The following is a 12,502-nucleotide window of genomic DNA, read 5'->3' on the forward strand; positions in this document are numbered from 1 at the left end:
AGCACGGCCCCAGCGGGACAGAGGCGTCCCCGGCAAGGACTTTTCCTTCCAGTATGCTCCGGGCTCCTCCTGGTGACTGTAAGAGCCTGAAGGCACCGGAGTGATGGATCGATATTCATTCACCTACAGGTGACAGCAAGTCCTCCTCAGGCTGGAGGTGTGTTGCCGGGACCGCTGCAGAGGGAGCGCCTGTCTCCACCTCTATGTGCGTCGAGAACGCCTCCGCAAGTTGAACCTGGGCGAACCTTCGCTGCTGCAAGGGGACGATGAGGCAGTCGTGAACAGGTAGACTGGGCACGCCGTCCTGCCGAAGGCGCCGCATGGCCGCCAGCATGATCTCGCTCTCGTGGAAAGCCAGCGAGTGCACGGAGACGTCGGGGCCGCACTTCAGGTCCCCGAGGACCGGATGGACCCCAAGGATCGCGTCACGCGCCTCCGTGATTGGATGATCGACGGTGATATTCCGTCCAGGGAACTGCGAGGAGTAATGACGCCGCGCCTCGTCGGACCAACGCTTAGCATCCGCGTCCCCGCGACCAAGAGCCTGGGTAATCCACTTCTTCACCAGTTCCCGGTCGACGCCTTCGACGTCATACGGGTCGTTGACAGACGCATCGAGCGGCAGGCCCCGCAGGCCATAGAGGATCGTGAGGTACGACGCCTTTAGGTCTACTTCGCCGACCCGCTCGCCACCAAGTCGCATGACCGTGAACCGATCGGCCTTGCGTTCTCCCTCATAGCCGCCGCCGGGTAGCGAGACCATGCGCCCCCCCCAGCGCCACGCGAACCCGTCCAGGTCGCCATTATTGAAGACACGGGCGAGCCCCGCATACGCCACGCCGTCCACTCCCGCCTCCGCGACGAAGGCGTTATGCTCCCGCAGCTCCTGTGCGATGGCATCAACTCTCGGGTCCGTAAGATTGATCGGGAGAGGCCTCCCGGTGCTCTTGGCGTTCCCTGCGCCCAACGTCTTCTCTGCACGAAGGATCACGAGTGACGACGTGTCGTCCTTCGGTGCCGTCTCAGAGCGCGGACGAGTCCAGTGCGCCCCCCAGTCTTCAAGGTCGCGGCCAAGCACGCCCGCTTCCTCAGCGAGCACCAGCAGCTCCGCCGTTAACTGGAAGCACGCCTGGACCGACCCCGTCACCGTCCCTGGGGCGATACTGTGCGATAGCCACCGATGGCCGCCGAGGAATTGCAGCAGGCCACGTCCTATCAGCGCGTCTCGCGTCCGCAGGAAGACGTCCCGCGAGAAGGGCAGGGTCACGAAGTCCCTATCCGCCACGCCGTGCTTGCCAATAGCGTCTCCGGTACGAATACGGATACGAAGCAGGTCACCGACAAGGCCCGCCAGGACCTGCCGGTGCTTTAGAATGGTGGACGGGCGCTGCTGCATGGTCGCGGGCCAAGTGGGAAGGATGATCTCCTCCAGCAGGGTCTGAACGAACGCCTTGGCGCCCTCGGAGAGCGGCACGCTTCGCAGGTCGATGAACGGGACGGCTTGGCGGTCAGGCCAAGACATCGCATCGAGATCGGTCACGCTGCCTGCCCCTCCGCGCTTCCCAGGACCCGGTAGACGCTCGCACGGCCAATCCCCAGGCGCCGGGCAATCTCCGCCGGGCCCACGCCCTCCGCCTTCATCTGGCGAACCTGAGCGACGTCCACGGAGGGCTTGCGGCCCTTGTAGACCCCGGCGGCCTTCGCCTTCGCAATGCCCTCCATCTGCCGCTCCCGACGCAAGGCGGTCTCGAACTCGGCAAAGACCCCGAGCATCTGAAGGAACGCTTTGCCGGCAGGCGTGGACGTGTCGATCGGTTGCTCCGTGGCCCGTAGGAAGGCCCCGCGAGTCTTCAGGGTCTCCACCAGCTCCTCCAGGTCCCGGACGGACCGCGACAGGCGATCAATGCGAGTGACCATCAACGTGTCCCCCGCCTGAAGGAAGGCGAGGATCGTATCCAGCTCGGTCCGGCCCACTAGCGACGTACCGCTCCGCTTCTCCGACCGGATCATGGTGCACCCTGCCGCCTGGAGGGCCCGCTCCTGGATCGTGCAGTCCTGATCGTCCGAGGAAGCCCGTGCGTACCCGATGATGCTCGCCATGTCCGTCCTGTCTCGTTAGGCTCTAAGATGCTCGACAGGTGGACGTCTCGCAACTCGAAGTCAACCCTATCGAGACGGGAAAAATGTCTCAGCGCATCGACTCGTACAGGTATACCCCGATTGACGCTGAGCGTGACTTCCCGCCCTTTTTTGATCAGTGACGGAAAACCCCCGGATTCTGGTTTCCGCACAACCGGACAAAGCGACAGGGTTTGTCGCATGTACCACGTGCAGAATGGGGTAGCCCCGATCGCCTAACTTGCGGCCTGACGACAATCATGTGTTTTCCGACACTGGCGGGGCTAGTCGGCGCTTAAAAACGGCAGGGCCGTTCACGCCCACAATCGGACGTCGGGATGGCGATCCGGGCTCCCGAGACCGGCCATTCGTTAAGCGCGATGTTTCCCGTTTCTCCGCCTCCGACAGGCCATTTCGGAAAGAGCAATCGGGAACAGATTTTGGGAAACGGGGTGCCTTTGGACGCTCTCGCCGTGATCGCCCCGGCGACTGTTCCGCTATGGGTTCCCAATCGAGAAAGGCAGGATTGCCAGAATGCGGTCCACTAGTGGTCATAACCACCGCTTAGGCATTGAGCTTGTAGGACGCCTTACCAAGTCGGAGGGAAGGCTACTCGGATGAAGTTCTCATATCTCATTGCTGCATCGCTACTTACGGTTTGCACGTCTGCCTGCGACGTTGCGCGGGCACAGGCCTTGCAGAGCGGCGAATGGGAGGTAACGACCACTCGTCCAGGTCGGGGTGGCGTTCCGGGTACGCCTGTAGCGCGCCGGCACTGTCTTTCGGCAGAGGCTGCACAGCAGCCAACTCTAGCGGCACTTGCCGGCGTAGCCAGTTCAAATGACGGATGGGGTCGAGCTGCCGTTGCAGACGGCCGCATCCTCCTCGATACAACGATAGATACTCCGGATCGCGATGTCAGAGGCATGCCCGTGCGTGTTTCGGGTCGATACAGTAGCGATTATTTCTCCTTTGAAGAAACAATCACATTTATGGGATATGATGTTCGATCAACTTTCGTGGGCCGCCGGCTTGGCGAGTGTCATTGAGCATGAGGCGCCAGTCCGCTTTCAATCAGCCTCGCTACTTATTGCCGACGAACAGAATCCCACCTCGCGATCCTTTTGAAACCGCCGCATCATAGCCGTCACGGTCGGAAGATCATCCTCGCGCTTTCTGATTGCAGACGGCCGGTCGGCGCTGCACGAGGTGGTAGCGAGCGTTGGGATATTTGAGCATGATAGCTACTGCACGTCGATTCACAATTCAGTTGCTGGCCGGTATTGCCATATCGCTGCTACCAAGCCCGGCCTTCGCTCAGTCAAGGGAAGATGCTCTCAAGGATTTCGATTTCGTCCTTGAGGTCCTTCGGCATGATTATGCTGGCTTTGCTGACAAGGCGGCGGGCGCGAAGGCTGTAGAGTTCGAAGCGCTGGTGCGCACTAAACGGGCTGAGATTGAAAAAAACCCAGTAAAAGAGGGTGAAATCATCGGCGACGTTATCGCTTGGTTCAAGGATCGTCATACAAGCTATTCCTTAGCCTCATTGCCGGAGCAGGCATCGCCGAACGCCGACACGCTCCTCGCTTCACGAGGCCCCTTCTTTTCAACCAACCGGCCAATACCCGCCGCAACTATGGCAAGGCAGCCTCTTGCCGGCACGACGTGGGCCAGCACCGACGGCAGTTATCAAGCCGCCATTCTGGCCGATCCGGCCGATCCGCAGCGCGCACTGGGTGTCATCACCAGCAGCAAGTCTGCTGCATGGTCCCCGGGTCAGGTAAAATTCGCGCTGACGCCCTCGGCCCATGGTTGGAGCGGCACATATTACATGCGCGATCACAGCGCCCAAACAACTACGGTAAGGTTCCTTGGCAAAAGCTCCGTTCTGCGCTTTGCTTCGCTTTCGGTTGACTGGGTGCGGGTGAAACCCACGCCCGCAGTGCCGGTAGAAAACATCGTTCCATCACCCGATTTCTTCTTCCGCCGGCTATCGAACAAAACAGCGATTTTGCGCCTGCCAAATTTTTACGGCGAGAATGGAGAAAAGATTGAACGACTACTGAAGGATAACAACCTTCTCTTAAACAGCACTCCCAATCTCGTCATCGATGCTCGCAATAACTCTGGTGGCAGCGACGGATCATACTCAAAGCTAATGGAATGGCTTTACACGCGGCCGATATATTCGATCGATGTCGAATTTCGCGCGACGGCACGCAATGCGGACCTGTACGAAGCGATGCTTAAAGATCCTAGCTTCTCACCAGATACGGTATCGCAGCTGCGGCGTATTGTTGCTCGCATCCGCAATGCTAAGAGCGATTGGGTAAGCAGCGGAGACCGGCCGTTTTCGATTACGACCTTCCCACGCATCATGCCTAACCCAAAACGGGTAGGCATTATCGCCACAGGCGCAGGGTCCAGCGGCGACCAATTCGTCCTCGATGCTCGCCAGAGCCGAAAGGTCACGACATTTGGTGGCCCGACGGCGGGCGTAATCGATTACTCGAACGTTTTGGAAGCTCCGTCTCCGTCCAAGCTCTTCGTTCTTCGATGGGCCACAAGCCGGTCGATGCGGTTGCCGGACGAACCAATCGATAACGTCGGTTTGCAGCCCGACATACCTATCAGCGAGCAGGTCGATGACCCGATAACGTTCGTCCAGTCTTGGTTAGAGCGGCAGGTTGACTGAATAAACGTCAGCGTCCGGTATTTGGCTGCCTGGATCAGCCAATCTAGCCCACTCAAACCGCCTTTTCCCGAAGTTCGATCCTTTTCGGGAAAGGTGGCAGCTGCCCAATGTCGGCTATCGCCACCCGCCTTCCCAATAGCGGACGGTCCGCTTTCCTCCCCAACCCGGACATTCCCGAAATTCGATCCAGACCGTGCGAAAACTCACCGCCGCCCCCGATACAGACGTGATGCTCGAAACATAACGTCGCCAGATATGGCTGCGACGCAAGATAGCCAATCACCTGGCAACCGACACGCAGCTATATTAGTACGCTACATTCGGGGTTGGAGTTTTCGCACGGTCTGGATCGTTTTCGAGAAAGGTTTCGTGCCGCAACCAGCCGGTTTTGACACCTGTGAAGGCGGGGGATCTGCTAACCTCGATAACTTATTCGGCATGATCCTTTTTAACATTCGATGTGCTGAAAGCGTGTGGGTATCGTTGATCATCCATGGCCAACGAACGACTGTCATTGACCCGTGATTTCAACGGCCCATTCGTTCACGGTGCGGACCGGTTGGAGCATAGCGCCAAGCAGCAAGCAGATAGCGCCGATCGGCGCACGGAGCTTGCTGCCGATCGAACAGTCATGGCAGCGGAGCGCACCTACGCAGCCTGGGTCCGTACCGGGCTTGCCGCTCTAGCCGCAGGAATTGGCGCCCGCGCATTGCTTGAGAACATCGTGCCCGGCTGGCTTGCCGGTGCGACCGCAACCGTCCTGATCCTGTTCAGCGGCTTCTGCTTCGTTGCAGCGGTCTGGCGTGAAATGATTCCTATCGCCCCACCGCGGCCCGAGACTCAGCGACTGCCGGCTTGGTTGCTGATCTCTGTGAACGGCTTCCTAGCGATTGCCGTCTTGGCGGCACTCGTCGGGATTTGGCTGCAATAACCGGCGTGACTATCGCCATTTTACGGATTCTGCTTGCATGACCACGCCGCAACTTATGTCGATTGGCCTGCTGATTGGCATGATGGGCCTCTTTCTTTGGGGCCGATTTCGCTATGATGTCACGGCCATCATCGCCCTGCTTGCCGGGCTGTCGCTGGGATTGGTGAAGCCCAAAGCGGCATTTACTGGCTTTTCCGATGACATCGTTATCATCGTTGGATCGGCGCTGGTGATCTCATCGGCAATGCAGCGTTCCGGCCTAATCGAGAGCGCGCTCGGGATACTGGCGCGGCGCGTGACACGCGTCCGGTCGCAACTCGTGGTGCTGACTACGGCAGTCGGGGTATCGTCCGGGCTCGTAAAGAACGTCGGTGCCTTGGCTATGCTGATGCCGGCAGCCGTGCAGACGGCGAAGAAATCGGACACTAGCCCCTCGGTGTTCCTGATGCCGATGTCGTTCGCTTCGCTCCTTGGCGGGTTGATGACCCTCGTTGGTACGTCGCCGAATATTATTGTCAGCAGAGTACGAGAGCAGATGACCGGTGAGCCGTTCGGCATGTTCGATTATCTGCCAACGGGGCTGGGCCTGCTTGTGGTCGGCCTCATTTTCCTGCGTTTCGGCTACCGCCTCCTGCCCAGGGAACGCCGCGCAGCGCCGACCATGGGCGAAGCTCTAAACATCACGGACTATGTCACTGAGGCGACCATCCAAGACGGATCGCCCGCTGTCGGCGAAACGGTTGAGTCCTTCATCGACCGTCATGATAATGAGGTGACGATCGCCAATGTTGTCCGTGACGATGTGCGCACGAGCATTACGGCCGAGTTCCTTCTGGCTGCCGGCGACACGCTGATCTTGGGCGGTGACCCGGATACGCTTGAGCGTGTCATTGCGGGTGACCACCTAGCACTTGCCGGACAGCATCGTGACCTACCGGAAGGCAGCGAAGATGATGAGGTTGGCGTCATTGAGGCGGTCATCACCACCGGCTCCGTGTTGGTCCGCCAGTCCGCTGGACGACTGCGGCTTCAGCAACGCTATGGCGTCAATCTCATCGCGGTATCGCGCGCCGGCAAACGGCTGACCAAGCAGCTCAGCGAGACCGTCTTGCGCGCCGGCGATGTCATTGTTCTTCAAGGACCCCTCACACTCTTGCCGGAACGCATGCGTGACCTCGGTACGCTGCCGCTGGCAGAGCGTGCCCTGCGTCTGGGAAGTTCGAAGCGTCGCTTCCTACCACTTATCATCCTCGCGGTGGCGATGACCGTAACCGCGACCGGCTATGTGCCTGTGGCCGTCGCCTTCTTCGCCGCTGCCGGTCTAATGATGGCGACCGGAGCGCTACCGCTGCGAGATGCCTATGATGGCGTCGAATGGCCAATTCTCATCATGCTGGGCGCGCTCATTCCGGTCAGTGAAACCCTGCGCACCACCGGCGCGTCGGATGTACTCGCGACCTCGCTTGCCCATCTGGCGGCCTCCTTGCCGCCATGGGGCGCGGTCGCCCTGATCCTCGTAGCGGCGATGGCTGTGACGCCGTTTCTCAACAATGCCGCGACGGTCTTGGTGATGGCGCCAATCGCGGCGGTGTTCGCGCATGACCTCGGATATCGCCCCGAAGCCTTCCTCATCGGGACCGCTATCGGGGCAGGATGCGATTTCCTGACGCCGATTGGGCATCAGTGTAACACCTTGGTTTTTGGTCCTGGGGGCTACCGCTTCAGCGATTACGCCCGGCTGGGCGCACCACTATCGGTTCTGGTGGTCTTGGTTGGTACGCCTCTAGTGATGTGGACTTGGCCACTGCACTGATCGCCGGGTACTGTTGATGGGCAGCATGGCCAAGCCGCAGGCGTTCGAAGATACTGAATGGCGTCCGTGGCGAGGAAGCGTACCGGGCGGCTCGGAAGGTTGTGGCACCGCAGATGTAGCAGGCGTAGGCGGCTTCATGCGTTTTTTCCACTCGCGGGCAGCCATGCCCGTTCTCATCGTCCTACTGCTTGCAACAATCACGGCAGCTGGACTGGCGACGTCTTGGACGCTGTCGATTGTGATGTGGCTTTCGAGCGCCGTTCTCGCCGCAGCCCTGTTTGCAACCTTGATGCAGGACGCCGACTGACATGGCTTCAGCGCCACTGATCGATAGCGCAGCTAGTCCACCTGGATCTGGTCGGGTGGCGCCATCGTGGCTCCGTAAAGCTTTTCGATCCAGCGAAGCTGCACTCATCGTGCTGGCCATCATGATCGGCAGTGCAGCCGGATTGCTCAGTGTCGTCCAGGGTACGCTCGCACAGGCGATGCAGCATCTGCTTTATGCCTTGTCGCCGGATGAAAGGCTGAGTGCGGCCACGACGATCCCTTACCTTGCTCTACTTGCCCTGCCGGCTGGTGGAGCCGTCCTCGCACTCTTCTCTTGGGTTACTCATGCTCGCCGGCGCCGGATGGTCGACGCTGTAGAGGCGAACGCCCTTCATGGTGGTCGCATGTCATGGTCCGACAGCCTCGTTATCTCCGGGCAAACGATCCTTTCCAACGGCTTCGGTGCGTCTGTGGGGCTTGAGGCGGCGTATGCGCAGTTGGGAGGGCTCGTCGCCTCGCTCAGCGGCAACTGGTTTGCGTTACGCAGGTCCGATCTGCGCATCTTGGTCGGCGCCGGAACGGGCGCCGCCATCGCAGGTGCATTCGGGGCTCCATTAGCTGGGGCCTTCTATGCCTTTGAGATCGTAATCGGGGCCTATACGATATCAGCGCTGGCACCTGTCGCTGCGGCGTGCCTGGCGAGTGTCCTTGTGGCGCAGGCGTTTGGTGCTCAACCGTATCTGGTTGCGGCTAATGCAGGCGAACAGATCGAGACGTTCCACTACCTTCTCTACGCCGGTCTTGGGGCCTGTGCCGCTGGCGCTGGTATACTGCTGATGCGGGCTGTTGCGGAGATGGAAGCAGCTACACGCAAACTGCCGATACCCTCGATTTGCCGGCCGATATTGGGCGGTCTTCTGCTCATCCCTCTGGCGATGCTCACGCCGCAAATTCTCTCTGCTGGTCACGGCGCCCTCCACCTCAATCTTGAAGCCGAGGTATCGCTGCGCTTCCTCGCCGCCATCTTCGTCGTCAAGTGCGCGGCCTCCATCATCTCACTTGGCTTTGGCTTCCGCGGTGGCCTGTTCTTCGCATCCTTGTTCTTGGGCAGCCTGCTGGGTCACCTGTTTGCTGGTTCACTCGAATGGATTGTCGGATCGCCTGTGATCGACCCGCACAATGCGGCCCTGGTGGGGATGGCCGCATTAGCGGTCGCCGTAGTTGGCGGGCCGATGACGATGGCGATGCTAGTCCTTGAGGCGACCCACGACTTCTCCCTTGCCGGCGCGGCCATTGCAGCATCGCTGGTCTCGTCCACCATCGTCCGCGAGCTGTTCGGCTATTCCTTTTCTACGTGGCGCCTGCATCTCCGGGGCGAAACCATCAAAAGCGCCCGCGATGTCGGCTGGGTCAGAACGCTTACAGCGGGCAAGATGATGCGACGTGTCGAAAGGGCTACGCCGTGCAACACGACGATCGCCGAGTTTCGTCGGGCGTTTCCGCTTGGTTCCACAAGTCGGGTCCTACTAGTCGATGACCACGAAAATTATGGCGGTATCGTACAGACTGCCAGTGCATTTGCCGAAGAGGTCGATCAGAAGGCACCGATCGGGTCGCTGGCGATCCACACGGGTCTCGCCCTTACGCCGGATTCAGACATCAGAAGCGTCATGACTACGTTCGATACCGAAGGTGCGGACGAACTGGCGGTAGTTGGAAGCGACGGGGCAGTTCTCGGCATCCTCTCCGAGAGCTATGCGCGACGCCGCTACGCAGAGGAATTGGACAAGGCGCAACGTGAGTTGTTTGGAGAAAGCTGACCAGCCGGCACGCAGCAAACGCTTCGTCCTACCGGTCTCGCTTAAGCCGGGCTTCGATTTTGACCCAGAACATGCCGCATCGCAGACCCATTCCGGCGAGTTGGGCGCCATGTACTGACATCAGCTCCGCACCGCGGCGAAACTGTTCAACCGGCACGGATATGGCGACGAACAGCCCGGCGTAGAGCAGCTGCGACATGATCGAGTGGATCACGACGGCGACCCCCAGCACTATCAGGCGGGCAGGCACGGAAGGCCGATGCGGCGCCGGATCGGGGCCTGTAATGAGCTAGGCGTAAAGGCATCCTGCTGCGACGAAATGGAAGTGCAACAGGTAGTGGAGCGCACCTGCCCTCTCTAAAGCAGCCAGTCCGCTTTCCTTCCCATTGTTGGCATTCAGCGGCCCGATATGTAGAAAACCCAGTCGTAATCACCATTGTGCGACAAACAAGTGCTTTCCGACACTCTCGAGACGTCGTGTCGACCTAGCCCAGCGTCATGCCGAATATACCGGACACGGACAGCGGGGCGCAGGTTTCACCGGAATCCTCATTTTTGCACCTGAACGACAGCGCCCGGCATCATCGGGTCGCCCGGAGCAATGACGAGGTAACGGCGCATGTCGCCTTTCGCGTCGCTGACGATCTGGCGGAGCGGTCCGAGCGTGTTTACTATCGCGCCGCCCGCCGGATTGGTCATGAACTTCGCCAGAGGCTGGATCACGCCGCTGCCGTCAGCGTGGGAGGATAATCCAAGGACATAGGGCATCTTTGGGCTGAGGCCCGCAACCGCCGCCTGCAAAATCTGGACCTGGCCTTGATCGAACAGCGTGACCTGGCTGCGCCCAGTCCCGGATAGAGTCAGCTGGATCTTCATGCCGGCCTGCGCGAGCGGCACCAGGTTTGCACGGCCATCGCCTACCGGCACCGCGCCGGGAACATATGCCACGCCTTGCGGCCCCTGACCGATTGGAATCGTCGCGATGACGGTGTTGCTTGCTGTGTCGATCGCCGCGACCGCATCGGCGTTCTCCAGCCCGACATACATCCGCGTGCCGTCGCCCGACGGCCATAGGCCGTGCGGGAGCGCGCCGACCGGGATGCTCGCCACCTGCACGAAGTCAGTGGTGCGGAACACCTTCACGACATTCTCGGTGCCGACCGTCACAAAGGCGAACTGGCCATTCTTATTGCGGGCGATATTGACGTGGTTGGTGATCGCGCCGGTATCGAACGTCTTGAGCACTGCGAAGGGTGGCTTGGCGTCGAACACCATGACCTTGCCGACGTCCTTGAGCGTCAACCAGACCTGCTTACCGTCGGGCGTCGCGGCGATGTCAGGGCAGAACGGGCTCGCCTGCTTGACGCGACCGACGATCTTCTTCGAGGCGGTGTCGATCACAACTGTCTCGGGCGAGAAGCTCGAACAGACGTAACCGTATTTCCCGTTTGGCGAAAAGATCGTCATGCCGGGGCCATTAGGAACGGGGATGCGCGTGGTCGGCGCGAAGGTCTTGCCGTCGAGCACCTGGATATAATCCTCGCCGCGCACCGCGACCCAGACTTCGCGACCGTCGGGGCGGAAAAACGCCTCATGCGGCGAGCGCCCGACATAGGTCGTGTGCTTCACGGCATTGGTCGCGGTATCGATGAACGTCACCGAGTTCGAACCGATCGAGATCGCCGCCAGCGTCTTACGATCGGGCGAGAAGCCCATGCCGTGGACAAGCAGCTGCCCCTTGTAGAGCGGGCTGAGGTTGGCGGGGGTCTGGTCGCCGAGCTTGATGACGCCGAGCAGCGTGTTGGTTGATGGGTCGATCACCGACACGGTGTTGGAGAACTGGTCCGACGTGTAGAACCGGTCCTGCGCGCTGACAGGGATGTCGGGGGTCGCATTGGGCACTTGCTGGGCAAACGCAGGGCCTGAAAAGCACAAGGCGGTGCAGGCGGTTAGGGTGAAACGCTTCATGGACGGTCTCCGTGATGGGGGTGACCAGTCGCGGTCGGTCCGGTGTGACGTGACAACGCGCCGCCTTCGGATAGGATGCCCTGCATCACCGCGATTTCCTGACGCTGTTCGACGATGATCCCTTGCGCAAGCCGGCGCAGGCGTTCGTCCTTGCCGTAACGCAGCTCGATCTCAGCCATGTCGATCGCACCTTGATGATGCGGGATCATCATCCTTGCGAAGTCGCGATCGGGATCGTTTGAATAGCCAGTCATCATCGCGCCGTGCATCCGCGTCATCGCCGCATCCATCGCGGACGCGAAGCCGTCCGTTTGCGCGATAGCAGCGGTCGATACGGACAAGCCTATCGCCATCAGCAAGGTCATGCGTGATCTCATCGTCCTGTCCCTAGTTTTCCTGTTTACGACACGCGAGCGATGATGCCGATAATCGTTGCTAGCACGGCCATGCAGGCCGGGAGAAAGAGCATCTGTATAGCCGCTTCGCGCCCTGTGATCGTGCCCGTCAAGATATCGACCGGGCCCTTGATGAACTCCGAGAACGAACGGAGGGGTTCGCCGGGGGCGGGAGTATCGCTGAGTACGATGCCGCCAGCAATCAGACCGAAATACAGGATCATGAAGACCGACACGACCGTCAGGACGAGCGCCGTAGCTGCATCACGTGCGAAGAAGGTCCAGAAAGTCAGCAACATTGCTGCATACACGCCGACGAGCAAGCCCAACGTGGCAGGATGGACGCCGCGCGATGCGATGCCTGGAGCCGTTCTTTCCAGCTCGTCATAATTGCCTGCATCCGGCACGATTGCGAGATGTCGACGCACAGGCTTAGGAGCAACGAGTGTCTCGGTAGCGAGATCGTAGATCGGCTGTGTTGCCATGAGGAAGTCT

The 12,502-nt window shown here is 60.3% G+C and carries 11 protein-coding genes; 5 read left to right on the forward strand and 6 right to left on the reverse strand.

What is annotated here, in order from left to right:
* Positions 1 to 115: 115 nt before the first annotated feature.
* Entirely contained in the window at positions 116 to 1,540 is a 1,425-nt protein-coding gene (locus O6W96_RS17470) for a hypothetical protein (RefSeq protein WP_353470730.1), read from the reverse strand.
* The gene (locus O6W96_RS17475; RefSeq protein WP_353470731.1) at positions 1,537 to 2,100 is read right to left on the reverse strand and encodes a recombinase family protein; all 564 of its coding nucleotides are present in this window, start codon (positions 2,098 to 2,100) and stop codon (positions 1,537 to 1,539) included. The genes O6W96_RS17470 and O6W96_RS17475 overlap by 4 nt, the downstream gene beginning before the upstream one ends.
* Positions 2,101 to 3,355: 1,255 nt before the next feature.
* Between O6W96_RS17475 and O6W96_RS17480 the strand changes: the two genes are divergently transcribed.
* The 5 genes from O6W96_RS17480 (at position 3,356) to O6W96_RS17500 (ending at position 9,644) form a co-directional block, all read left to right on the forward strand.
* On the forward strand, positions 3,356 to 4,813 hold the full coding sequence (locus tag O6W96_RS17480; protein ID WP_353470732.1) for a S41 family peptidase: 1,458 nt from the start codon (positions 3,356 to 3,358) through the stop codon (positions 4,811 to 4,813).
* Between the two features lie 631 nt (positions 4,814 to 5,444).
* Positions 5,445 to 5,744 carry a DUF202 domain-containing protein gene (locus O6W96_RS17485; RefSeq protein ID WP_353470733.1) on the forward strand — a complete coding sequence of 100 codons (300 nt, stop codon included), beginning with the start codon at positions 5,445 to 5,447 and terminating at the stop codon, positions 5,742 to 5,744.
* A 37-nt stretch (positions 5,745 to 5,781) separates the two neighbouring features.
* A complete protein-coding gene (locus tag O6W96_RS17490) occupies positions 5,782 to 7,557 on the forward strand; it encodes an SLC13 family permease (RefSeq protein WP_056019265.1) in 1,776 nt (591 codons plus the stop codon).
* A gap of 25 nt (positions 7,558 to 7,582) precedes the next feature.
* Positions 7,583 to 7,864, forward strand: coding sequence for a hypothetical protein (locus tag O6W96_RS17495; RefSeq protein ID WP_132833781.1), 282 nt, complete (start codon positions 7,583 to 7,585; stop codon positions 7,862 to 7,864).
* 1 nt (position 7,865) lies between these two features.
* Complete coding sequence (locus O6W96_RS17500; RefSeq protein ID WP_082445489.1) at positions 7,866 to 9,644, forward strand: chloride channel protein; 1,779 nt, start codon at positions 7,866 to 7,868, stop codon at positions 9,642 to 9,644.
* A gap of 28 nt (positions 9,645 to 9,672) precedes the next feature.
* Here the strand turns inward: O6W96_RS17500 and O6W96_RS17505 are convergent, their stop codons facing one another.
* The 4 genes from O6W96_RS17505 to O6W96_RS17520 form a co-directional block, all read right to left on the reverse strand.
* A complete protein-coding gene (locus O6W96_RS17505) occupies positions 9,673 to 9,894 on the reverse strand; it encodes a hypothetical protein (RefSeq protein WP_056019259.1) in 222 nt (73 codons plus the stop codon).
* Positions 9,895 to 10,193: 299 nt separating this feature from the next.
* The gene (locus O6W96_RS17510) at positions 10,194 to 11,612 is read right to left on the reverse strand and encodes a YncE family protein (protein ID WP_133032469.1); all 1,419 of its coding nucleotides are present in this window, start codon (positions 11,610 to 11,612) and stop codon (positions 10,194 to 10,196) included.
* On the reverse strand, positions 11,609 to 11,977 hold the full coding sequence (gene copM / locus O6W96_RS17515; RefSeq protein ID WP_132898311.1) for a CopM family metallochaperone: 369 nt from the start codon (positions 11,975 to 11,977) through the stop codon (positions 11,609 to 11,611). Before copM ends, O6W96_RS17510 begins: the two co-directional genes overlap by 4 nt.
* Before the next feature lie 35 nt (positions 11,978 to 12,012).
* A complete protein-coding gene (locus O6W96_RS17520) occupies positions 12,013 to 12,492 on the reverse strand; it encodes a hypothetical protein (protein WP_043150680.1) in 480 nt (159 codons plus the stop codon).
* Positions 12,493 to 12,502: the final 10 nt, after the last annotated feature.

It is taken from the genome of Sphingomonas faeni (genome assembly GCF_040407495.1).
Classification (GTDB): Bacteria; Pseudomonadota; Alphaproteobacteria; order Sphingomonadales; family Sphingomonadaceae; genus Sphingomonas; species Sphingomonas faeni_D.